Consider the following 22,089-nt stretch of genomic DNA (forward strand, 5'->3'; position numbering starts at 1 on the left):
ATGGAGACCGTTATGACAAACAATTTTGCAGCAGATGTGCTCATCTGCGGCGCCGGAGCGGCTGGCCTGACGCTGGCAATCGAGCTCGCACGCCGAGGGGTGTCGTTCCGACTGATCGAGAGAAAGGCGGCACCATTCCCGGGATCTAGGGGTAAGGGCATTCAGCCAAGAACGCAGGAGGTCTTTGAAGATCTCGGAATCCTCGACAAGGTCGTTGCGACCGGCGGTGTTTATCCGCCGATGCGCGATTATCGCAGTGATGGCAGTTTCATCGAGAAAGACTTGGGCGATCGATCTCAGCCGACGTCGGCGGAGCCGTATCGTATCCCGTTGATGATCCCACAGTTCCTGACGGAAAAGATCATGCGGGAAAGGTTGGCCGAACTTGAGTGCGAGGTCGAGTTCGGATGCGGGCTTGTAGGGTTCGAGCAGGACGACGACGGTGTCACAGCCCATCTCACCCGATCAAGCGGTGAGGAAAGGGTTCGCGTTCGCTACCTTGTCGGCGCGGACGGAGGGCGCAGTTTTGTACGCCACGCCCTTGGCATCGCTTTCCCCGGCAAGACATTGGGTGTGCGGGCGATCGTTGCCGATGCCGCGCTGACAGGGCTCGACCGAGACATATGGTGGCAGTTCAACAGCGGCGACATGCAACGGATGATCGCCATTTGCCCACTCGGAGGAACCGAGCTCTTCCAGATACAGGCGCCCGTTCCACCGGAGGGGGACGTCGATCTTTCTGCCGAAGGAATGGAGCGGATGATCGCCGAGCGAACAGATCGCAGCGACATTGCGGTGCACTCGGTTAATTGGGCATCGGCCTATGCGATGAATGCCCGTATTGCCGATAGCTATCGGGTCGGGCGCATTTTCCTGGCTGGTGATGCCGCCCATACCCACCCGCCAACGGGTGGCCAAGGCCTAAACACTAGTGTGCAGGACTCCTACAACCTCGGCTGGAAGCTCGCGGCTGTTCTGCGGGGAGCCCCACACGAGCTCCTGGATAGCTATGAGATCGAACGCCGTCCCGTGGCCGAGGAGGTTCTCGGGCTATCGAGTCGGTTGCTGGACGCCGGAACACGGGGTGAGATTAGCCGCGGCCGCGAAGTACACCAGCTCGATATCGGATATCCACAATCACCCCTCGCTTTGGAAGCGGCCGGCCGCACCCACGGCCTGCGGGCAGGGCAACGCGCTCCGGACGCACCGACCAAAGGCGCGGCGGGACAGCCGTCACGACTCTTCCTCTTATTTGCTGGGCCACATTGGACGCTGCTTGTGAACGGGCAACGGACAATTGCTTCACGACCCGGGCTGCGCATCCATCACCTCGGTGAGCGGGGCGACATCCTCGACGTGTTCGGGTGCGTTCACGACGCGTACGGGTTGGCGCCCGATGAATGCGTGCTGATCCGCCCCGATGGCTATGTGGGCGCAACCCTTCTCCTGAGCGCACAAGGGATCGCTCAGCTCGAAACCTATCTCGATGGAGTTGGACTACCTCCGCTCAATGAGACCTCCAAACGTGACGCGCCTGCACTGGATGCGGAAAGGGCACAAAATGATTGAGATGGCGCCTGATGTTGACCCGGCAAAGTCACTTGATTGGCGAATTATCCTGCCGGTTTTCGCGATTGTCTGCGCCCATGCCGCGGGCACCGCCGCCGTCCTGCCGGTGTTGCCATTTCACATTCGCGCTTTGGGCGGCTCGCCACTTGTTCTCGGCATTGTCATTGCGGCAGAGGCTGTCGGCCAGTTCGCCTCTGCCCCCGCTCTCGGCCAGCTTTCGGATCGCTTCGGTCGCAAACATGTCCTGCTGATGAGCCAGGTGATTGCGGCGTTCAGTCTTCTGGTGCTCGCCCTCGCACCAAGCGTCGCGTTCATCCTGCTCGCCCGCGGGCTCTTTGGTTTGACAGCGGGCAATATCTCTGTGACCGCGGCCTATATTGCGGATCACACCGATGCTAGAAACCGCAGACGAGCCATGGGTATCCTGATGGGGGGAGCAGGCCTTGGCGGAATCGTCGGTGCAGGGCTCTCAGGCTTCCTGTCCGACATATCATTGACAACACCCCTTCTCGCTGCGCTGGGACTTGTCGTCACCTCGATCATCGTTACATCTCTCCGTCTCGATGGCGGCAAGCCGACAGCGCCCACGACGGGCGGGCCACAGGGCGAACAGATCTCGTTACGTGCAATCCTCGCGTCACCCTTAGTGCGTGCTCTCGTCGTTGTGATGCTCTGTCACTTTTTTGCCTATGGGATGTATATCTCGCAAATGCCGGTGTTCCTTGGCGACACGTTCGTATGGAGCGGTCATGCCTTCGGAGCGAAGGAACTGAGCTATCTCATCATCGTGGACGGAGCGATCAACGTCTTCGCCCAAATCTTCCTGCTTGGTTGGCTCGGGAAACACCTCACCGAGCGCAATCTGATCCTGGTGATATTCTTCCTCATCTCCGTCGGGTTTCTCACGGCCGGCATCGCCACTACCATTCCCATGCTCGTTCTCGCCGTTCTGTGCGTCAGCACCGGGGATGCGCTTGCAAAGCCGACTTATCTGGCGGCGCTGTCTATTCACGTTCCGTCTCAAAGGCAGGGGGTAATCCTGGGTGCCGCACAGTCATTGGTCGCGGTGGCGGATATCATAGCACCCGTCGTGGGCGGTTTCATGCTGGGGTATGCACTCTACAGTGTATGGCTCGGCATCGCCGTAACTGTGGCGGTAATCGGTGCCCTTATCGCGTTAGCTCGGCTCCCGCGCCATATGCACCCCGAGGGGTGACGATGCGACGCGTGCCGTTTTTCGTCGACGGGTGGTCGAGGCTGACAGGGTTTTGTGTCGTGGTGACGCTCGTTGTGAGCGGGTGCGCGGCAGCAAACCGCCCGCATTATACCGTCGCGGAAGCCGGGCGTGCGCAGATCCTCGGCTTCGAAAATATCAGAGCTCACGCTGATGACCCGCGACCTGTGAAGTCAGTCCACGACCCGTGGCGACCCGTTATCGGCATGAATAAGCCCACGATGCTGGCCATATCGGGTGGTGGCGCTGGTGGGGCGTTCTCGGTGGGTGTTCTTTCCGCCTGGAGCGAACGCGCCGACCGCCCAACGTTCGACGTCGTAACTGGCGTCAGCACGGGAGCGCTGATCGCACCATTTGCATTCCTGGGCCCTGGGTATGATCAGCAGCTTCGAAGCCTTTATCTTTCTGACCAGGCCAGCAGTCTCGTCGACATCGATTGGAGAGGGCTTGGAGTTTTCTCCCCCAGCCTTCTTCGGGGAGACGCTCTAAGCCATATGGTAGAGGAGAACATCACAGGTGCCGTTTTAAGCCGGATTGCCCACGAGCATCAGGCCGGTCGCCGCCTCCTTGTGATGACGACGAATCTCGATACGCAACGGGCCGTCGTCTGGAACGTAGGAGCCATTGCCAGCAGCGGTAGGGCGGATGCGCTCCCATTGGTACACCAGATATTGACTGCCTCCGCCAGCGTTCCCGGAATCCTTCCGCCCGTATCCATCAAGACCGTTGTTGACGGCAAGTTGATTGAAGAGTTGCATTCTGACGGGGGTAGTTCGGCTCAGTTCTTTACCTTGCCCGAGCAGTTGATCGTCGCGCCGGGTCGCTCTCGCAACGAGGACCTGCATATTTACGTGATCATCAACAACGCGCTGATACCAGAGTTTTCGATGTCGCCTCGGAAAGCACTGCCAATTATGGCGCGAGCATATGCTACTCTGCTAAAATCGCAGACAAAGCTGGGTCTCATCGCGATTTTCAATTTCGCACAGCGATCTGATATCGACTTGGACATCGCCTCGATTGAAGAGCAGGTGCCTTATTCAATGACGGACCCACTGAACGAGACCTATATGCGAAGGGTATATGGCATTGGCTATCAGAAGGCGCGGGATGGCAGGCTCTGGGTTAAATACCCGAAGTTCACCGTGTCACCATGATATCCTACGAACAAAGAGATCAGTGTTCGTGTTCTCGGGGAGATAGGCGCACCTGCGGAAGGGCGAGTAGTGGTGCCTGCTCTGAGTGCAAGCAGACGCGCATGCCGACTGGAAGAAGTGTGTCGTTGGTTCGATTCCCTTCAAGGCGCTAAACTACGCTCGTTGCTCCGCAATCAGCCCGAAGTGAACGTTCCAGAACCGGTTTGCAAGTGTCTGCTGGGTGGAAGGCGGATAGTCAGTTTCGCAGACGCGGCCCGCTTAAAGCCGACTTACCGCGTCCACAAGCGACCGAAACGGCACGGGCTTTTGCAGGCGTGTGACGTCAGCGAACTCAGCCCGTATGACATCGGTATCGTAGCCGGTGATGAAGACGAAGGGGACGCCGCGCCTTCATGGCGCGTGCGATCTCGAAGCGTGGTCCACCGCCGCCCAGATTGAGATCAAGCACGGCATGGGTCGGCGTCTCGTCTTCCAGGAGACTTGCGACAGCTTCTTCGTTCGGACAGGGTCCGAGGACTTCGCCGCCCGCGCCGCGGAGGGCAGCGGCAGCATCGCCCGCGAGATAGTAATCACAGAAGAAGAAGCTGCGTAAGCGCGACCAACCCGCTTCAGGTCAAGGGATGCCACCAGTTGCCGCCTTGAACCGTCAACTCACATCCCTCGGCGTGCGGCAGTGATGGTGAGTGGTCTGCGTTCAATCACGCCACTTCGAAATCGCCACGGAGCACGAGATTTGCGTTAGCTCACCGTCCTCAATTCCGGCAGGACTGCTCTCCCCACGAATCCCATGAAAGCGTGCTGGTCGAGCGAGACGTTGTGGATGTAGATTTCGTCGAACCCACAGGACGCGCATTGATGGATGATGTCCAGCAACTGGTCCGCCCGGGTGATCAACGGGATCACTTCATCGATTTCCTCCGGCCGCACCGCCGTCGTCACAGCATCGAATTCTTCCGGCGTTTTGAGTTCGGCCAAACAGTCTGATGGCGCGGCAGCATTGCGCCACTGCTCCCATGCTGCAGTTCGCGCGTCGGCTTCGTTCAGCGCCCAGGATATCTGCAGTTGCAAAGCAAGTGGCTTGCCCCCTCCTCCCCCGGCGCGATAGCGTGCGACCATCTCTTCAAGGTCGGCGCGCGGTTTGCGGACGGTAACAAGACCATTGGCCCATGTTCCTGACCATTGGGCGGTTTCCGGCGTCAACGCCGCCGCGTAGATCGATGGCGCGATCTCTGACCAAAGCCTGGCCTTGTCAACGCTGAACCAACGATGAGCTTCGTCAACCTCCTCGTCACGCATGAGCGCCCGAATGATCTGTGTTCCGGCCAGAAGCCGATCATTGCGCTCGGCCTTGCCGGGCCAGCCTTGTCCTACAACATGCTCGTTCAACGCTTCGCCACGATCCAGCGCAGGCGGCCGGGGAACATCTCGGCAAGCGTCGCGACCAGATGTGCGAGAACGGCAGGGTGATATCGCCATCCTCCGGGAATAGCCAGGCTTCCAAATGGAAGGGAGGTGGCCATCATCGCTGCTCCGAGCCACGCCCAATTGTTGCCGGCGTTTGCCTGCCGCTTGCTCCAGGGCGCGATATGGTCCGACGTCGTGATTGCTTGGAAGCCGGCCGTTTCTGCTGCCTTGACATAATTTAGCAGCTCGCGCGGGGAGAACTGCTCGTGAGACGCATGATAACCCAACATCATCTTGCCGCGTGCTCCTTTGCGCTGCGAGGGTGGACCGAACCGGCGTTCCTGGAATCAAGGAGGAACCCGGAATGGGCGGGCTGCAACCAGAGCAAGTCGACAACCCCGCGAAGTGACAAATTTTGTTCACCGCTAACGAACCTCACCATCCGCATTGTCGACGCGGTGAAGGCGGAAGAAGTAACGCCAGTCGTCGCCTTTAACCACCATCATGCCCGCCACTTCGTTGTCATCGATCCGACGGAAGTAATCGACGATTGGCTGGCGGTCATACACCATTCCCGCTGTCTCGTCGAAATCGACAGAGCGTAGTTTGACGGTCGCCGTCGGCCCGTTAGCGCGGAACGCTTTCTGGAGGTAGGAGAACCAGTTCCTTGCGATAAACGTCCTGCCGAAGCTTGCGAAGCGAAGAACGACTTTGATCGGAACGACTGACGGTTCGATTGGAACTAGACGGCCCGGCCGCCACCGGAACAGGAGGGCGTCGGCCCGGAAATCGGCGTGGAATCGTTTACCGAACCAGTTCAAGTTCTCCAGGACACCATCCAACGGATGGCCTGATGGAATACCCTCTCCTCGCCAAACACCAACCATCTCCGTAGGGAGCACGGGGGAAGCGTGCGGAACCAGGCGGTGGCAGAAGCCTGATCAGTCTTACCTGTATCACTCGCTACCGACTCGGTCACGGAGGAGCCTCTCGCTGGAAAAGATTTCAAGGTTCATCAATGCAATCCCCGTTCCCACACCTAACCTGTTACGCCAAACTCATACTCTTTAATATGATCGGCGTGGCTCCCCGGTAGGCCGGCTTCGTCAAGCCAGCGCATTGCAATCTCGGCGTCGGACTTCCCCGCGTCTGTTCGCAGCTTCATTGATGCAGCGGAAAACTCCAGCATCTTGCCGCCGACTTCCCGTTCACCCTTGTAGGAGACATGAAGTACGGTGATCGGCACCGGCCACCCTGATGCCCGGTGTTTCAGCAACTCCATCGACCGTTTGCTTTGATTGGACAACAGCAGGTCCTGCATGCGGTGGACCGCGTTGTCGAGGGTATTCGGCACACGTCCGTTCGCCTGGACCAGATCGAAGGCCAAACACTTGACGGGGCAGGCCGGTGGGTCCCGAAACAGCGGAAGGATCGGCAGATTTGCGGCGAGGCCACCGTCGACCATATGCTGGTCGCCCAATGGCTCGGACGGAAAAAGCACTGGAAAAGCCGAAGACGCCATCAGGTGGTCGATGGTGACCTCCATTTGAGAGGTGTTGTAAACCTGCTCTTCCCCGGTTTCCACGTCCGTCGCATTGACGACAAGGCGAACTTCTCCCCTGTTGAGATAGTCGAAATCGACTAGCCGGCAGAGCGTGGCTCGCATGCCCGAGCGCTCGAACAGGGATGGTGACGACAGACCGCTCAGCCGCCGCCACCACAAGCCAAGGGACGGCTGAAACAGGCCCGGTCGGCCGTGGAGCAGTGTGCCGAGCGATGAGGCGATCTTCGACCCGTCCCAGAAGTGAGCAAAGTTGGCGATCGCAACATCGCTGGCCGCCAGTTGCCAAAACTCGTCCAGGCGCGCCAACCTGTCCTCAGGCCGGTTTCCGGCAATCACAGCAGCAACGATCGCGCCGACCGAAGTCCCCGCGACGCGCTTCGGAAGAATGCCTGCCGCGTGCAGGGCGCTGTACGCCCCGGCATGATACGCACCAAGCGCATTGCCGCCCGATAGGCACAGCCAGACTTCCGAAGAGGCGTCGGGGGGTGTCAAATCATGATCTCGCCACCGGTGACGGGGATGACCGCGCCGGTCATGTAACTCCCGAGCTCCGATGCCAGCAGGACATAGGCGCCGGCGAGCTCTGCCGGCTGTCCGGCGCGCTTTAGCAGCGTCTGCTCACCGAACTTGGCAGCTTTTTCCGCCGGCATGGTCGAGGGGATCAGCGGCGTCCAGATCGGGCCTGGCGCGACCGCGTTCACCCGGATACCTTTTTCGGCGAGCATTTCCGCGAGCCCAGCCGTAAAATTCGAAACCGCCCCCTTGGTGGATGCATAGGCAAGGAGTTGAGGCGACGGCTGGCGCGACTGGATCGAGGTGGTGTTGATGATCGCGCTGCCTGGCTTCATGTGCGGAGCCGCTGCCTTGGACAGGAAGAAGGGCGCGTAGATGTTCGTCCGGAACGTCTCGTCCCACTCCTCGGCGTAAATGTCTGCGATGTCGGCATAGGTCCGCTGGAAGGCGGCATTGTTCACCAAAATATCGAGACCACCGAGCTCGTCGACCGCGCGCTGCACCAGCATCTTGCAATGGTCTTCTGACTTGATGTCACCGGGCACCACCAGCGCCTTGCGTCCCGCGTCCTCGACCCATTTGGCCGTATCTTGAGCGTCTTCGTTCTCGTTGAGGTAGGAGATGACGATGTCGGCGCCTTCGCGGGCAAAGGCGATCGCCACTGCTTTGCCGATCCCGGAGTCAGCGCCGGTGATCAAGGCCACCTTGCCTTCGAGCTTGCCGTTCCCCTTGTAGGATTTTTCGCCGTGATCGGGGATGGGGTCCATCAGCGCCGTCGTGCCCGGCGGCTCCTGCTGCTGTTCGCCGTAGGGAGGGGAGGGGCGACGAATGTTGGTCATGGCATTGCTCCTGGATTGATTGTAGCGGGCTGCAAACCTTGGGAACGGCACAAGGTTCCGCACCAAACGCCGATGAGGCAGAGGAACTATTTCCCACTTTGGTGCTTCTCAATGTTGCGTCCTTTGCGACGCGCTTCTGATGATTTGCAGTCCCCTCATTGCCCGGTCCATTATGCTTCATGCACTGACACCCGAACGCGCCGACGGATTCCTTCCCTTGGAGCATTACGCGGCGATTGGAGACGGCCGTTCAATCGCACTGGTCGGCGCCGATGGATCGATCGACTGGTGGTGCGCTCCGGCAATGGACGCTCCGCCGCTGTTCAATCGGATGCACGATCCCGAGGGCGGGCGCTTCTCAATCACCCCGACGCGGCCATTTCATATCGAGCGGCGCTATCGGGACAACAGCAACGTCCTGGAGACGATCTTCATAACGGACACTGGCCAGGCCCGTCTGACAGAGTCGCTCAACAGCGGCGTGTCTGGCCGGCTGCCGTGGTGCGAGCTGGCGCGCCGCATTGAGGGTGTGTCGGGAACAGTCGAGTTCGAAATCGTTCTGCTGCCGATCAATGCTCAAGGCGACATCAAAAGGATAGATCATCCCAACGCCGAGGTCCGTTACATCGGCGACCTGACGACCACGTTCTGCCACGATGGCGACGTGGGGATCGTGCAGGAGGAAGACGGACATACGGTGGCTTCATACGTGAGCTCCGAGGGCAGTACAACCTGTCTGGCATTCCTGGTCGCCGACGGCGCGCCGCTGGCGATACCGGAGCTCGCTGATATCGATGCCCGGATCGACCTCAGTGATGACGAGTGGAAACGATGGTCGGCGCAATTGACATACGATGGGCCCTTCAAGAAGGATTTCACCCGCTGCGCACTGTCGTTGAAGTTCCTGCTGTTCTCCGAGACCGGAGCCATCGCTGCGGCTGCGACCGCTGGCCTGCCAGAACGCATCGGCGGCGACAAGAACTACGACTATCGCTACGCCTGGGTTCGTGACGCGGCCTATACGATCAAGGCCCTGTTGCGCGCGGGCGCGCTTGGTGAGCCGATCGCGGCCTTCGGCTGGCTGGTCCGCACGATTGGCGCAGACGGAAGCGAGCCAAAAGTCGTCTACACCCTGCGAGGAGAGGATGTCCCGGAAGAGCAGGACATCGACGTCCCCGGCTACAGAAATTCGCATCCTGTGAAGCGTGGCAACAGGGCAAAAGACCAGATCCAGCTCAGCTGTTATGGCGATCTGCTGGAGACCGCATCATTGTTCGCGAAGATGGGCCACGTGCTCGATCCCGCGGCTGCCGATCTGCTCGTGGCGCTGGCAGACCAGGTCGTCGAGCGTTGGCACCTCAAGGATTCTGGCATCTGGGAGCTTCCAGACGAGCAGCACTATACTTTTTCGAAGATTGGCTGCTGGCTGGCGCTCGACCGGGCGGTGAAGCTCGCTGAAGGTGGTCACATCGACGGGGCAAAGAAGGCTAATTGGGCGCAGGAGAGGAATCTGGTCCTGGCTTGGATCGATGAACATTGCTGGTCCGAAGCGAGACAAGCTTACACGTTCTACCCAGGAACTGAAAGGCTTGATGCGGCGCTGCTGCTCACGACCCGCTTCGGTTTCGAACATGAGGATCGGTTACTGAGGACACGCGGCGCCATCGAACGGGAACTCGTTGTCGGCCCGCTGGTCTATCGCTATTCCGGGGCGGCAGACGAGGAAGGTGCTTTCGTCGCCTGCTCCTGTTGGCTGGTCGAAGCCTACGCATTCCTGGGCGAAGTGGACCGCGCCGAACAGATGCTCCACGACCTGTTCGGACCGCTCGGCAACAATTTCGGCATCCTCAACGAGCAGATTGATCCTGCCACCGGCGCAGGTCTCGGCAACCTGCCACAGGGCTTGAGCCATCTCGCCCTCCTTCACGCCATCTATTCGATACAGGAAAACAGGTCATGAATGCCGATCTTCTCGATCCGAATCTTCCGCTCTCAAAGCTCGGGGAAGGCGCCTTTTGGCACAATGCGTCCTCGACGCTGTACTGGGTCGATATCGAGGGGCGAATGGTCCACTCTTATGATACGTGTGCTCGGACCCATAGGTCCTGGCAGGTGTCTCAGCAGGTCAGTTTTGTCTTTCCGGCTGATGAGGAGGGCCATCTGCTGCTTGGCATGAGCGATGGCGTCTATGACTTCGATCTCGCAACGCGAGTTGAGACCGCGATCGCGACACTGGACCTTCCAAGCCAGCATCGCCTGAACGACGGCAAGCTCGACCCTTCAGGCAGGCTCTGGGGCGGGACGATCAATACATCGCAGGAGCCGTCCGAGACCGCGGCGCTTTATGTCTTACGCGATGGCGTGCTCGAAGAGGTCGAAGGCGGCTACGTAAACGCCAATGGCAAGACCTGGAGCCCCGATGGCAAGATTATCTATCATGCCGACACCCACCGCGGCGCAATTTGGATGTATGACTATGATGGCGAGGCGGGTACGATTTCGAACCGCCGCGTATTCGTTCGCAAAGACGACTGGCATCCAGACGGTCTGTCTTCCGATCGGGAAGGCAGAGTGCTTGTTGCCGTCTATGGCGGCGCATGCGTCGAGATCTATTCGCATCGCGGTGACCTGATCGACAAGGTCGATGTCCCCGCTCTGAACGTGACGAGCTGCGCTCTTGGACCGGAGGGCGCGCTGTTCATCACTACGGCTTACGCTGGGATGGAAGATGCAGATCGGCAGCGTTCGCCACTGTCGGGAGCAGTCTTCACAGCCAAGCTCATCTGAGCCCGTGACGCGGCTGGGGCTTTTGTGCATCGGAGGAAACAATGAAACTGCTGCGAGACAATGGTCTGACGATTGCCCTTGTTGTCCTGACCGTAGGGACAATTGTCGGGATGCTCCTGACAGGATGGAGTGTCAACAACGAGGAGCTCGTTGAACATGGAGGCGACCCATTGGCACTGACCAGCTACGCAGTCTCTGGGCACTTCCTCTCTGCTATATTCGAGAACTGGGAGAGCGAATTCCTGCAGATGTCCGCTTACGTCATGCTGACGGCGATACTATTCCAGCGTGGTTCGGCGGAATCAAAAGATCCTGACGAGCCAGCTTCGCAGGATGAGAACCCCGCCGATCGGAGCGACGACGGCGACGCGCCGACGCCGGTCAGAAAAGGCGGGCTCCTGCGCATAGTCTATTCCTATTCGCTTGGGATCGCGCTTGCCGTCCTGTTTTTCGCGAGCTTCATTCTTCACCTTCGTTACAGCGCCATAGCAGCAAACGCCGAAGCACTTCAGCACGGTCAGCCGGCTGAGCCGATCCTAAACCATCTCGCAAGCGCGCAATTCTGGTTCGAATCCTTTCAGAACTGGCAGTCGGAGTTCCTCTCGACGGCTGTGATCGTGGTCCTGTCAATCTTTCTTCGTTTTCGCGGTTCACCGGAATCGAAGCCGGTAGCTGCTCCACACTCGCAGACTGGATCCTGATCGCGCCACGAGTGTCGCGAGCATTTCTGAGCATTCGTGGGCGCTGAGCCCTGGTCATGACCATTTCGATCGCGACGACAAAGGATCCGGGTGGTGATATGGCAGCTACTGGGACGGCCTTCGGGCGACCCCCGTCGTGAATCCTACGAAAAGTACCAGCAGCAGCGCGGTCGAAACCAGAATCGATGTTCCGATCGCTTCGAGCCCGAACGAGCGCGTCAGCATGCCGAAGAGAGCCGTTAGAACAGCGCCGCCAAGGCCTGCCGCTGCGATCTGGAAACCGATGGTACTATCCGCATGGTCACGACCGACGCGGTCCCGCGTCAAACTGATCAATGATGCGAAAACCGGAGCGAAGAAAAAGCCCATGAGCATCAAGCCGGCGACGGTTGCCACGGGCGAGATGTCCAGCCAGAACAACAACGCCCCTGCCATGCTTCCCGACAAGCAGAGGCGCAGGGTCCGTATAAGTGGAACGGCGTTCGCGACGAAGCCAAAGGCAATCCTGCCGACCATCAGGCTGCCCCAGTAGAGGCTCACGACCGTGCCGGCCGCGCCCTCCGAAAAGCCTCGGCCCAGAAGCAGAAGGGAGTAGCTCCACTGTGCGGCCGATATCTCGACGCCCGAATAGAAGAAAAAAACGAGCATCCCAAGCCACACGATGGGTCTCTTGAGTGTCTCCAGCGCTGGTGCAGGAACGGCCTCTTCCTTGTTGCCAGCGCTCAATTCGCCGACCTCCTCCCATCGGCGGCGCAGGAAGAGGAACGTCATTGCCAGGGCTAACTGGGCCGACCCGACGATCGCGTAGCTCAGCCACCAGGCACGGCCGCTTCCAAGAACGAGAGAGACGATGACGGGACCGATCGTGGTGCCCAGCCCAAAGAAGGCATGCAGCCAGTTCAGGGTCTGCGGGCTGAAATGTCTCGCGCCATAGGAGTTCAACCCGGCATCGACGGCGCCTCCGCCAAGTCCTGCGACAAAACCGAGTACGATCATCAGAGACCACGTAGGCGCGACCGCGAAACCCAAAAGTCCTGTCGACGCCGCAAAGGTTGAGACGGCGAGCACCGTTCCGATGGAAAGTATGCACAAGAGATAGCCGCTCATGAAGCTTGCGGTCAGATAGCCGGCGGTCGTGACGGCGACAAGGAGGCCAAGCCGGTCCAGCGGAAGCCCAAACTGCGAGCGGATCGAGGGCCACGATACGCCGAGCACCCCGTCTGGAAGCCCGAGACTGATGAAGGCCAAAAAGGCGAGGGCGGTCAGGAGGGTGCGCGGGTCAATCATCAGAGCGGATCGCCCTCCGTGAGCGTTGCGGCCCATACAGCTTAAGTGGATACGAGCGGATCAAAACCACACAAGGTTCTTCAATGCTCATTTGCCTCGGCAAACGCCATTGACGTGAGGCCGACATGTCGCCGGCCTCACGGGCGTGTAGGGTGCCAGTACATCCGTGGTCACCGCTACAGCTCGATCAACCAAGCTTCGACTTCAGCATGTCGAGGTGGTCGATGTGTTCCTTGATCTGGCCACGCGCGAGCTTGGTAACGCTCAGATGCTCGCGATCCTGACCGACCTTCAGATAGTCTTCCTGGATCGCCAGGAGCTTTTTGTGTCCGTCGAGTTGCGCCGTGACGTAAGCCTTGTCGAACTCCGCCCCGCTTGCGGTCTTCAACTTGTCGAGCGACGCCTTGCCTTCCGGGTCGAGCATCGCCTCGATTTCCTGACTTGATGGCGGCTTCAGGGCTCCTTCCGCCTTACCGCCCATTTCCATCGACTTCAAAATGCCGGCGATCGTTTCCTGCTCGGCGACCTCCCACTTCGCGAACGCCTTAACCATCGGGTCGGACGCCTTCTCCACGGCGAGGCGGCTGGTGGCAAGTGACAGAGAGCCAACCTTCTTTGTCGCTTCCGCGTGCTTCTTTTCCGCCTCGCCCATCGCAGGGCCGGTCTGGGCAAATGCGGTCGAAGTAAGCAGAGTTGGGACGGCTGCAATAGCTGCAGCTGCCGTGATCATGGTGCGGCGGTACATTGGTCTCTCCGTTGTTGATGCGACCCGCGCTAACCACGGCGCTGGTTCAAGGTTCCCAGCAGGCACACACTGAGGGCTATCATCGGTTGGCCGAGGTCGAAGGGGAAGATGGCCTCCATCTCCTCTAGTCCCGGCCGAACCCGGACTGATTGCATCACGAGGTTCCGCTACCGACCGAGCCTCCCCTCTGTCGGAGTGGCGGCCCGCGATTAACGCGGATCGAATCTGGCGAGCATCTTGCGCAATTGCGCGTTCTGCTCGCTAAGCTTCTTCGCAAGCTGGCGCCGCAACGCATCGACCTCCGCGTCAAGGTCGGCCATCTGATCGCTGAAGGATTTCGGGCCGGTGGAAACGGCAGGAGCGACATCATCTGTTTGATCGACGGAAAACACAGGCTCCGCGATCGGCTCGACCTTCTTTCGGCGTGCCGGCGCTCGCTTTACCAGCGTTTTGGCAGCTTTGTTCTGCGAAGGAGCGGGCGCTTCTTCCTCAGGCTGTTCCGAGGTGGGGAGGGCTGCGAGCTCCTCGATACTGGCGGCTACCGCAGGAGGTTCTCCTGCGATTTGGGCCTCTGTCTCGGCGTCCGTCGCGCCGATATCTGGTTGGAGCAGGCTCGCCTCGGCATTGGACTCAACGGAGCGGTCGACCGCTGCCGGTTCGATGCCCGGTGGGGCCTCTTCAGGAACAGGCTTGTATTCGAGCGCAATGGTCTTCGGGGCGACTGCTGGGCTCTGATCAAGGCTGTGTGGTTTCGGTTTACGCGACACCAGGTCAGCCACAAATCTCCATGGTGTTCTCATCATTTTACCTTCAAAGCATGGCGGCGGGGAATAGCCGCGGTCATTTATTGTCACCCGGACAGCATTGATCTCGGCTCAGTCAGGCGAAAGATCGACGGCGCCGCCGCATGTAAATGCGTGGCGCCGCTCAAGCCCGGAACTCAGGCCTTTCCAAGGCGCTTGCGCAGATCCGCATTCTCTGCCCGCAGCTTTTCGGAGAGCTCCTTACGAAGCTGCTTGTTCTCTTCCTCGAGCTTGATGAGATCGGCGATATCGTCGATGACGTCAGCAGCTGTAGAGATCGGAGCGGATACAGCAGCAGCGCGGGGGGCGCGAGGCGTGGTCGTCTTCGGTGCGGCAACCGACTTTTCGGCCTTGGCAGGGACCGTCTTGGAGCTACGCTTCGCGCGCGTCTTCTTGGCCGGCTTTTCAACAGGTGCAGCGGTAGTATCGACGGTGCTGGCTTCAGCAGCAGCTTTCGGCATCCGTAGCTTGCGAGTCTTCTTTTCAGTGGGGGCTACGGCCGGCGCTTCGGTCGTTGCAGCTGTGTCAATCGTGGTTTCGTCGGCCATCAGTGTTCTCCTCTGTCAGGCGGGCAAGCTTTTGATTCCTCGTCACTTAAAGTCAATGCTGAGACTCGCCTTTTCGCGTGCAATCGGTGCTTGAGGTGCCGCAATGGTCGAATTTCTTTCACTGCGCGGCGAGAGCGAGTCCAAGGCGTCAATAGCCCGATTTGCGTCCGCGTAACCAGCACGACGGCATGCGCATTGTCGGTTTCGAACGGCGTATCAGCATTGCCTTCATCGTTGATGAACGGCGAAGTGGTGGTGCTGCGCGTCCTCCACGCCGGGCAACAACTCAGAGTCGATAGCGACGATATGTTATGAAGCCGGTTATTATTGCTCCAGAGCATAAGGACGCACGGGCGGGGCAGTCGGTCCCACCGACCACTCCGGCCACTATGTTGCGACTCCCGCGGCGGCCGTTAGCGTGACGAGTATTCCGGAAATCTCGCCCATGGCTTTATCCTGATTCTCCGGCTTAGAAATGCGAGGTGAAAACCGCTGCTATCCTATTGGGCATTCCTACTTGGCATGAACCGTCTTGGATTTTGCGAGGACGGCCCGAGGACATGCATCGTCGAAACATTTACTTGGACATGGTCTGTTCTCTCGCGCTTCATACGGTTTTGACAAAACTATAGGTAGCAGATGGGCGGGGGCGTCATGAGGAAGCATCTTTACTGCTGTGTCTTTTGGGGATTCTTGGTGGCGCCGGTTTCTGCGGCGGAAATCGATGCGAGGGCACAGCTGAACTCATAACCAAGGCCGGTGTCGAGGGCGCGAAACTCTATTTGAACGCGAACAAAACGACTGTACCGCGCTCTAATTTACCGCCTGAGCGGCAGAGCGTGCTGATAGAACAGACGCTCAAGGAGTATGCGGCCAAACAGGAAAGTTTTTACTCGGCCGCGAGATCCGTCCGCGGCTTCAAGATCGGGTCGGAAGCTGCTTTTGGCGGTTTGGCCCTCTATGGAGCTGGCGCCGTCGCTCTGGCGACCGCTCCGGTCGCTTTGCCCGTCGCTGCGGTCGTGGCTGGCGCGGGTGTGGCACTCTCCCTGGATGTCCTTGCCGACACGACCGAGGAAGCCGCCCGTGTTCAGGGGAGGCTGTACCATCTTGAATATTCTGTTTCTGCTCCTAAATTTCGCGCCGTCAACCGCTCGCTTGAGAAAGGAGGTAGCGATGGCGAACACACTTTTTGACAACCCGTTGTTTGTGAAGAAATCTCGCTATGTTCAGGAACTCGGCAGTCTGGAAGACGTCTTCGACTTGCTGGAGGATTGGCCGGCGGAGAAAAAGGACGGCACATACGAAGTGCTGTTAAAGGCATGCCGGATGGCAGCCCAGGGGGTTTTCCCACTGCCTGCGATCCGGGAGAACGTGCGGCGATTCCTGATGAAGCAGGGCATGCTCGCGAACATCGATGAAGTGCCGCTCGTTGCGAGGCGGACAACCGACCACAATCTGGGTTCCTGAACGCATCACAAGCGACATTCCCACCCATCAGCCCGTCCTCGCGGCGGGCTTTTGTTGAACGACGCGTTGCTTCATGGCGCGCTCCGGATCCGCGTTTCGTATTCGGTCGGCCGGTTTAAGCCCGAGCTTTCCTTCCGATTGAAGCGATGTCTTTGATGTTGTCGAGGGTGTAAGTGCCGAGCTTCTTGTGTTCTCGGGTAGCGGTCTCCCATTCGGAGACGACAATTAACCTATATCTTCCGCGCTCCAGGAGGTTCACGACCGAGTGCTCCAACCTGCCGATGTCGTCGAAATAAGCCTCGGCGTCACAAGGCTTCTCAGGGTTCGGGTCGATCCAGCAGCGGATCGAAAATTGTCCGTCAACCAATTCATCCCCCAGGTAGTCTCATGTCATTCCTGGAATAAACTGAGCATGAGAATTCAAGTCGATGGAGAAAAGTATCTCGGATCCAGCCCGCGTTCGAGATTGTTCCACTTTGCATCTGAATGTTGAAAGAGTCGAGAGGGGCAGAAGTGGGTTGCGATCCCCCGAAAAACGGAAGGCGGTCGAATACCGGTTGGAGCCGAGCCGCTTGCTTCAGATCGTCATTCACGTGTGTTGCAAGGCTTTTTGAGCGCAGATCGATGGGTTCTAACAGCAAGTCGAGCTTTGACGCCGTTTGCTAGAAATCGATTGCCAAGGTGACGATCCAAACCGGTAGGCCAGCCACGATAACGCCGGCAAGCAACGCCGAGATCATTTTCAGCGCGTTCGCCCGTCGTGCCCGACGCACATCCCACTCGTAAACCATAGTCGTTTCCCTCACGCCACGGTTGCGGAGTGAAACATGTCCAAGGTGTGAGTCGAGTGCATTCCTGCAACGATCGATCAGAACATCAGAAAGTAACAAACGAGCAGAAAGAGGAACGATCGATCCTCCCAAACGCATTGCGCTGTCGATTTTTGACCTGCCAGCCAGGCATAGAGCGCCTTCACCGGACGGCCGGTAAGATAAACGACCTCGTCCTGGCCGCCGCCAGAATTCTGATGCGACCGAGATGAATGGGGAGCAAGGATGACTCCCTCGAACCCAGACGAATTCGGTTCACACAGTTGCACCTTGATGACCTTCGTACTGTATCGAATATCAAAGTTTACGGCCTCTTGCTAATGCTTCTAGATGTGTTAAACGTTTAACGGTAAAACGTTTAACAGTGAGGCTGCGGTGTCCCGCAAACGTGCAACGCTCAAGGAAGTCGCCGAACGCGCAGGCGTGTCGATCGCGACTGTGTCGAACGTCTTCAGTGGTCGCAAGCCGGTGAACGACGACCTGCGCGAAAAGGTCGAGCAGGCGGCAAAGGACCTTTCCTTCCAGATCGACCGCGCCGCCTCACAGCTGAAATCGGGCAAGGCACGGGTGGTCGGTGTCCTCGTGCCTGATCTCGACGACACGTTCTTCACCTCGCTCATCTCGCGCGTCGAGGTGATGGCGCTGAAGGACGGTTACGACGTCATCGTTGCAAGCTCGCGAGACGACAAGCAGCTCGAAGAGTCGCGCCTGCAGACGCTGCTCGGCTGGCGGCCATCGGGCATCATCGCCGTGCCCTGCTCCGACACGGTGCCGGCAGCACTTGCCGGCGAAGTCGGGCACCTGCCCACCGTCCTCGTCGACCGCGTGATCCCGCAATCGGCCGCCGCCGATACGGTGACGATCGACAATTTCGAGGCGGGAGAGATCGCCGGGCGTTACCTCGTCGAAATGGGCCATTCGGATATCGTGCTGGCGGCATCGCATCTCGATATCGCGCCGATCCGCGAGCGTGTCCGCGGCGCAACCTCGGTCGTGCAGAAGATGATCGGCCGCGAGCCGGTAGCGATTGCGCTCGGCTCCAATGCCGAACGGGGCGCCGAGATCTTCGCGCACTGGCTGGAGCGGCATCCGCTCCCCTCTGCCGTCTTTGCCCTGACCAACGTCACCACGCTTGCCGTGCTCACCGCGCTTGCAAGGCAGAGGATCGACATTCCCGACCAGGTCTCGATCATCGGCTTCGACGATTACACCTGGATGAGCGCCCGCAAGACGGCGCTGACCGCGATCCGGCAGCCGGTCGACGAAATCGCCCACCTTGCCTGGGAGAGACTGCAGAAAAGGATGATGGGCGATGTCTCGGCGCCTGCGCCGAGCATTCTCAACACCAGTCTCCAGGTGCGGGATTCCACCCGCCGCCTCGTGCCGTCGCCCGTGGAGGAACTTCGCAAGGGCGCGGAGGAACAGGTGGCCGACACACCGGACAAGGCCGAGGAGCGGCCGAACAGCATCCACTAGGCGTCGGAAAAGAACGTCAGCCAAAAGACTAAGCTCGCATGGGAGGAGCATTTTGCGTTTGAACAAGATCACCGAGGTCGTGCCATTCCTCGCGCCGGTGCAGATACTGATCCTCAGTGTCATCGTCATACCGTCGTTCTATGTCGTATGGCTCAGCCTGCATGCCTCCAGCTTCGGGCAGTCCGCGACCTTCGTCGGCCTTCAGAACTACATCAAGGTGCTGACCGATCCGGCCTTCCTGCTGGCCCTCGGCAACACCGTCCTCATCGTCATCTTCGCCGTGCATCTGGAACTGGCGCTGGGCCTTGGGATGGCCCTGCTGTTTGCAAGCGGCCTGCCGTGCCGACGCGTTCTCCTCGTCGCGGTCCTTGCGCCCTATGCCGTGAGCGAGGTCATCGCAGTCGCCATGTGGCGTTTCCTGTTCGATCCGGATGTCGGCCCGGTGACGGCGATGCTGACATGGCTCCGCCTGCCGATGCTCGACTGGTCCTTTGAGCCGTCGCATGCGCTGATCATGATCGGCCTCTTGACCATCTGGCTGCACCTGCCCTTCACCTTCATCATTCTTTATGCGGCGCGCCTGGCGATCCCGAAGGATCTCTATGAGGCAGCCCGCATCGACGGCGCGACGCCTTTCGCCGCCTTCCGCCGCGTAACGATGCCACTGCTCGGGCCGGCGATCGTGGTGGCGCTGCTCTTCCGCTACATCTTTGCCTTCCGCATCTTTTCGGAAGTCTGGCTGATGACCCAGGGCGGCCCGGCCCGTTCGACGGAAGTGGTCGCGGTCTATCTCTATCAGGAAGCGTTCAGCTTCAACGCCTTCGGCACGGCGGCCGCGACCGCCTGGATCATGGTCCTCGCGTCTCTGCTTCTGGCGACCGGTTATGTCTTCCTTCTTCGCAAGCAGGTGGCCGGCAATGCGCACTGACAAGCTCGCCATCGGCCTTGGAAAAACAGTCGCGGTCGCGGTCATCCTCGCCTGGTCGCTGTTTCCGATCGCCTTCATCGTTTTGTCGTCATTCAAGCCCGGCCAGGATATTTTCGCGGTTCCGCCGAAATTCGTCTTTTCGCCGACGGTCCAGCACTATGTCCAGCTGTGGAACGGCTGGGGTGTGTTCTTCTCCGGGCTTTTGAACAGCACGATCATCACCGCAGGCGCGACCATCATCGCGATCACCACCAGCACGGCGGCGGGTTACGTCTATTCGCGCTACAGCAGCCGGATGCTGGGTGCGAGCGTGATGTTCCTGATCATCGTGCGCCTCATTCCGCCGATCGTCGTGACGCTGCCGCTGTTTCCGATCATCAATGCGATCGGCCTCAACGACACGCATATCGTGCTGATGGTGCTTTATGCGACTTTCTTCGTGTCGCTCGGCACGGTGCTGATGCGCACCTTCATCGACCAGATCCCGCGCGAACTGGACGAGGCGGCGCAGATCGACGGCGCAGGGCGGCTCACCATCCTGAGGCGCGTCATCGTGCCGCTCGCAGCACCCGGCATCCTCGCGGTCGCGGTATTTGTCGTCGTCTTTGCCTGGAACGAGTTCCTGTTCGCCTTCATCTTCACCGCGACCAAGGCCAAGACCGCGCCGCTGGTGATCTCCGAGATGATCGGATCGATCGACGGCGTCGATTGGGGCGTGCTGTTTGCGGCCTCGACGGTCCAGCTCATACCGGTTCTGCTCTTCGTCATCTTCATGAACCGCTATCTCGTCGCCGGCCTGACCGCCGGCGCGACCAAGGGTTAGTCACCAAGGGTATTCAACTGTCTGCAAGGGAGGGAAATCATGTCAGACAAATCGCTTACCAACATCACACGGCGCGGCTTCTTGGGCACCGCGATGGGGGGAGCGGCGATGCTCGCCGCCGGGCCATCGTTTGCCGCAGGCAAGACCGTCAATGTGCTGAGCCACAAGGTGCACCAGACGGTGCTCGGCACCGGCGACGGTGATCTGCTCAAGGACTGGCGTGCCGCCAACGATGCCGACGTCGTCTGGACGACGTTCGATTCCAATCCGCTGCAGGACCGCCTGTTCCGCGAGGCGAGCCTCAGCACCACCGATTTCAACGTCGGCTACATCGTCGACAACCGGCCGACCAAGCAGATCGCCGCCATGTTCGAGCCGCTCGACGCCTATCTCAAGAAGGATGCGATCGAGGATTTCAGTGATATCGCACCGGGCCTCGTCCAGGGCATGACCGTCGAAGGCAAGCTGATTGGCATCCCGGTCCGCCATGCGACCCAGGGCCTGTTCTATAACGAGGCGCTTCTCGAAGAACAGGGCATCACCGCCCCGCCGAGCACACTCGAAGAACTGATGGAACAGGCACAGAAACTCACCTTCACCTCCAAGGCCGGCACGCCGGTCGCGGGCATGGTGCTGGCAAGCGACCTCGCCGTCTTCCCGGTCATGTTCGCCCGCGCCTTCGGCGGCGATTTCATCACAGCCAAGTTCGAGCTGCTGCCGAACCCAGAGGCGATGGAAAAGGGCCTGACCGTTCTTCGCAAGATGTTCGAGGGCGGCGCACTGCCGCGCAGCTACGCGACCACCAAGAACGACGACCAGGTGACTTGGCTGCAGCAGGGCCGCGCCGCCTTCACCGTCCTGCCGTTTGCCCGGTTCGCGCAGCTCAACAACAAGGAACAGAGCAAATTCCCCGGCAAGATCAAGGCGATCGAATTCCCGATCTCGGCAGGCCTCAAGGGCAAGATGCCGATGTCGTCGATCGTAGAAGCTTGGGGCATGGTCATCCCCGCGAACTCCAAGGACAAGGACCTGTCCTGGAAGTTCATCAAGGAAGTTTCCAGCAAGCGCGCCACGCTCGGCATGGCCAAGAACGGCAACGGTCCGGTGCGCGTCTCGACCTATGGGGACCAGTCATTCGCGGCGGGCAACCCGGTCGCAGCCGTCGAGGCGGCGGTGCTGAAGAACGCCCGCGGCGCCTTCCCGCCCTTCCCCGAAGCGGCCCGCGCCCAGTCGATCTTCCTCGAAGAGGTGCAGCTTGCTGTTCTCGGTCGCAAGGAGGTCAAGGAAGCCGTGGCCTCCATTGCCACCCGCGTGAAGCCCCTGCTTCAGGCCTGAAATTCGCGAAGACCGTCCGGGCGCCGAGCGCCCGGACGTCGGGTATCGCCGAAACCGGCATGACTGTTTTTGGACCCTG

At 59.8% G+C, this 22,089-nt stretch carries 21 protein-coding genes and 2 pseudogenes; 13 read left to right on the plus strand and 10 right to left on the minus strand.

The features are described 5' to 3' along the window. Positions 1 to 12: 12 nt before the first annotated feature. The 4 genes from J2X76_RS29670 (at position 13) to J2X76_RS29685 (ending at position 4,552) form a co-directional block, all read left to right on the plus strand. Positions 13 to 1,569, plus strand: coding sequence for an FAD-dependent oxidoreductase (locus tag J2X76_RS29670; protein WP_310221230.1), 1,557 nt, complete (start codon positions 13 to 15; stop codon positions 1,567 to 1,569). After that, on the plus strand, positions 1,562 to 2,785 hold the full coding sequence (locus J2X76_RS29675; protein ID WP_310221232.1) for an MFS transporter: 1,224 nt from the start codon (positions 1,562 to 1,564) through the stop codon (positions 2,783 to 2,785). The genes J2X76_RS29670 and J2X76_RS29675 overlap by 8 nt, the downstream gene beginning before the upstream one ends. Before the next feature lie 2 nt (positions 2,786 to 2,787). Continuing rightward, a complete protein-coding gene (locus J2X76_RS29680) occupies positions 2,788 to 3,960 on the plus strand; it encodes a patatin-like phospholipase family protein (RefSeq protein WP_310221234.1) in 1,173 nt (390 codons plus the stop codon). A gap of 361 nt (positions 3,961 to 4,321) precedes the next feature. Then, a complete protein-coding gene (locus tag J2X76_RS29685) occupies positions 4,322 to 4,552 on the plus strand; it encodes a hypothetical protein (protein WP_310221236.1) in 231 nt (76 codons plus the stop codon). 146 nt (positions 4,553 to 4,698) lie between these two features. Here J2X76_RS29685 and J2X76_RS29690 read toward each other — a convergent pair whose 3' ends face one another. The 5 genes and pseudogenes from J2X76_RS29690 to J2X76_RS29710 all read right to left on the minus strand — a co-directional run bounded on the left by J2X76_RS29690 (position 4,699) and on the right by J2X76_RS29710 (position 8,280). After that, positions 4,699 to 5,346, minus strand: a complete 648-nt coding sequence (locus J2X76_RS29690) for an LLM class flavin-dependent oxidoreductase (protein WP_310221238.1) — start codon at positions 5,344 to 5,346, stop codon at positions 4,699 to 4,701. Further along, positions 5,343 to 5,657, minus strand: a complete 315-nt coding sequence (locus J2X76_RS29695; protein WP_310221240.1) for an LLM class flavin-dependent oxidoreductase — start codon at positions 5,655 to 5,657, stop codon at positions 5,343 to 5,345. The genes J2X76_RS29690 and J2X76_RS29695 overlap by 4 nt, the downstream gene beginning before the upstream one ends. Positions 5,658 to 5,789: 132 nt before the next feature. Beyond that, positions 5,790 to 6,343: pseudogene (locus J2X76_RS29700) on the minus strand (GXWXG domain-containing protein). A gap of 60 nt (positions 6,344 to 6,403) precedes the next feature. Beyond that, the gene (locus J2X76_RS29705; RefSeq protein ID WP_310221242.1) at positions 6,404 to 7,420 is read right to left on the minus strand and encodes a patatin-like phospholipase family protein; all 1,017 of its coding nucleotides are present in this window, start codon (positions 7,418 to 7,420) and stop codon (positions 6,404 to 6,406) included. Next, complete coding sequence (locus J2X76_RS29710) at positions 7,417 to 8,280, minus strand: SDR family oxidoreductase (RefSeq protein WP_310221244.1); 864 nt, start codon at positions 8,278 to 8,280, stop codon at positions 7,417 to 7,419. The genes J2X76_RS29705 and J2X76_RS29710 overlap by 4 nt, the downstream gene beginning before the upstream one ends. Positions 8,281 to 8,497: 217 nt before the next feature. On the opposite strand from J2X76_RS29710, the gene J2X76_RS29715 reads away from it, so the two are divergent. The 3 genes from J2X76_RS29715 to J2X76_RS29725 are packed head-to-tail and all read left to right on the plus strand — an operon-like array spanning position 8,498 to position 11,768. Continuing rightward, positions 8,498 to 10,240, plus strand: coding sequence for a glycoside hydrolase family 15 protein (locus J2X76_RS29715; protein ID WP_310221246.1), 1,743 nt, complete (start codon positions 8,498 to 8,500; stop codon positions 10,238 to 10,240). After that, a complete protein-coding gene (locus J2X76_RS29720) occupies positions 10,237 to 11,067 on the plus strand; it encodes an SMP-30/gluconolactonase/LRE family protein (protein ID WP_310221247.1) in 831 nt (276 codons plus the stop codon). Before J2X76_RS29715 ends, J2X76_RS29720 begins: the two co-directional genes overlap by 4 nt. Positions 11,068 to 11,108: 41 nt before the next feature. Further along, positions 11,109 to 11,768 carry a DUF6766 family protein gene (locus tag J2X76_RS29725; protein WP_310221248.1) on the plus strand — a complete coding sequence of 220 codons (660 nt, stop codon included), beginning with the start codon at positions 11,109 to 11,111 and terminating at the stop codon, positions 11,766 to 11,768. 105 nt (positions 11,769 to 11,873) lie between these two features. Here J2X76_RS29725 and J2X76_RS29730 read toward each other — a convergent pair whose 3' ends face one another. From J2X76_RS29730 to J2X76_RS29745, 4 genes are all read right to left on the minus strand, one after another. Then, a complete protein-coding gene (locus J2X76_RS29730; RefSeq protein ID WP_310221250.1) occupies positions 11,874 to 13,055 on the minus strand; it encodes an MFS transporter in 1,182 nt (393 codons plus the stop codon). A gap of 187 nt (positions 13,056 to 13,242) precedes the next feature. Continuing rightward, positions 13,243 to 13,800: a DUF4142 domain-containing protein gene (locus J2X76_RS29735; protein WP_310221252.1), complete on the minus strand. Its 558-nt coding sequence runs from the start codon at positions 13,798 to 13,800 to the stop codon at positions 13,243 to 13,245. 209 nt (positions 13,801 to 14,009) lie between these two features. Next, on the minus strand, positions 14,010 to 14,603 hold the full coding sequence (locus J2X76_RS29740; RefSeq protein ID WP_310221254.1) for a hypothetical protein: 594 nt from the start codon (positions 14,601 to 14,603) through the stop codon (positions 14,010 to 14,012). A gap of 137 nt (positions 14,604 to 14,740) precedes the next feature. Continuing rightward, positions 14,741 to 15,151, minus strand: a complete 411-nt coding sequence (locus tag J2X76_RS29745; protein WP_310221256.1) for a hypothetical protein — start codon at positions 15,149 to 15,151, stop codon at positions 14,741 to 14,743. 782 nt (positions 15,152 to 15,933) lie between these two features. On the opposite strand from J2X76_RS29745, the gene J2X76_RS29750 reads away from it, so the two are divergent. Continuing rightward, on the plus strand, positions 15,934 to 16,344 hold the full coding sequence (locus J2X76_RS29750; RefSeq protein WP_310221258.1) for a hypothetical protein: 411 nt from the start codon (positions 15,934 to 15,936) through the stop codon (positions 16,342 to 16,344). Continuing rightward, entirely contained in the window at positions 16,325 to 16,618 is a 294-nt protein-coding gene (locus tag J2X76_RS29755; RefSeq protein WP_310221260.1) for a DUF982 domain-containing protein, read from the plus strand. Before J2X76_RS29750 ends, J2X76_RS29755 begins: the two co-directional genes overlap by 20 nt. 940 nt (positions 16,619 to 17,558) lie before the next feature. Here J2X76_RS29755 and J2X76_RS31695 read toward each other — a convergent pair. After that, positions 17,559 to 17,668, minus strand: a pseudogene (locus J2X76_RS31695) (integrase); the annotation flags it as partial. A 155-nt stretch (positions 17,669 to 17,823) separates the two neighbouring features. Between J2X76_RS31695 and J2X76_RS29760 the strand changes: the two are divergent. The 4 genes from J2X76_RS29760 to J2X76_RS29775 are packed head-to-tail and all read left to right on the plus strand — an operon-like array spanning position 17,824 to position 22,010. Then, positions 17,824 to 18,924, plus strand: a complete 1,101-nt coding sequence (locus tag J2X76_RS29760) for a LacI family DNA-binding transcriptional regulator (protein ID WP_310221262.1) — start codon at positions 17,824 to 17,826, stop codon at positions 18,922 to 18,924. A gap of 58 nt (positions 18,925 to 18,982) precedes the next feature. Next, positions 18,983 to 19,852 (plus strand): sugar ABC transporter permease, encoded by an 870-nt coding sequence (locus J2X76_RS29765; protein WP_310221264.1) that lies wholly within the window; start codon positions 18,983 to 18,985, stop codon positions 19,850 to 19,852. Continuing rightward, positions 19,842 to 20,675 carry a carbohydrate ABC transporter permease gene (locus tag J2X76_RS29770; RefSeq protein WP_310221266.1) on the plus strand — a complete coding sequence of 278 codons (834 nt, stop codon included), beginning with the start codon at positions 19,842 to 19,844 and terminating at the stop codon, positions 20,673 to 20,675. The genes J2X76_RS29765 and J2X76_RS29770 overlap by 11 nt, the downstream gene beginning before the upstream one ends. Positions 20,676 to 20,714: 39 nt before the next feature. Next, positions 20,715 to 22,010 carry an extracellular solute-binding protein gene (locus J2X76_RS29775; RefSeq protein WP_310221269.1) on the plus strand — a complete coding sequence of 432 codons (1,296 nt, stop codon included), beginning with the start codon at positions 20,715 to 20,717 and terminating at the stop codon, positions 22,008 to 22,010. Positions 22,011 to 22,089 lie beyond the last annotated feature (79 nt).

The sequence above is a fragment of the Neorhizobium sp. 2083 genome (genome assembly GCF_031455615.1).
In the GTDB taxonomy this organism is placed as follows: Bacteria; Pseudomonadota; Alphaproteobacteria; order Rhizobiales; family Rhizobiaceae; genus Neorhizobium.

Coding starts and splice junctions, on each gene's coding strand:
- J2X76_RS29670 (WP_310221230.1), top strand. CDS start 13: ATGACAAACAATTTTGCAGCAGATGTGCTCATCTGCGGCGCCGGAGCG.
- J2X76_RS29675 (WP_310221232.1), top strand. CDS start 1,562: ATGATTGAGATGGCGCCTGATGTTGACCCGGCAAAGTCACTTGATTGG.
- J2X76_RS29680 (WP_310221234.1), top strand. CDS start 2,788: ATGCGACGCGTGCCGTTTTTCGTCGACGGGTGGTCGAGGCTGACAGGG.
- J2X76_RS29695 (WP_310221240.1), bottom strand. CDS start 5,657: ATGATGTTGGGTTATCATGCGTCTCACGAGCAGTTCTCCCCGCGCGAG.
- J2X76_RS29710 (WP_310221244.1), bottom strand. CDS start 8,280: ATGACCAACATTCGTCGCCCCTCCCCTCCCTACGGCGAACAGCAGCAG.
- J2X76_RS29720 (WP_310221247.1), top strand. CDS start 10,237: ATGAATGCCGATCTTCTCGATCCGAATCTTCCGCTCTCAAAGCTCGGG.
- J2X76_RS29725 (WP_310221248.1), top strand. CDS start 11,109: ATGAAACTGCTGCGAGACAATGGTCTGACGATTGCCCTTGTTGTCCTG.
- J2X76_RS29730 (WP_310221250.1), bottom strand. CDS start 13,055: ATGATTGACCCGCGCACCCTCCTGACCGCCCTCGCCTTTTTGGCCTTC.
- J2X76_RS29735 (WP_310221252.1), bottom strand. CDS start 13,800: ATGTACCGCCGCACCATGATCACGGCAGCTGCAGCTATTGCAGCCGTC.
- J2X76_RS29740 (WP_310221254.1), bottom strand. CDS start 14,603: ATGATGAGAACACCATGGAGATTTGTGGCTGACCTGGTGTCGCGTAAA.
- J2X76_RS29745 (WP_310221256.1), bottom strand. CDS start 15,151: ATGGCCGACGAAACCACGATTGACACAGCTGCAACGACCGAAGCGCCG.
- J2X76_RS29755 (WP_310221260.1), top strand. CDS start 16,325: ATGGCGAACACACTTTTTGACAACCCGTTGTTTGTGAAGAAATCTCGC.
- J2X76_RS29770 (WP_310221266.1), top strand. CDS start 19,842: ATGCGCACTGACAAGCTCGCCATCGGCCTTGGAAAAACAGTCGCGGTC.
- J2X76_RS29775 (WP_310221269.1), top strand. CDS start 20,715: ATGTCAGACAAATCGCTTACCAACATCACACGGCGCGGCTTCTTGGGC.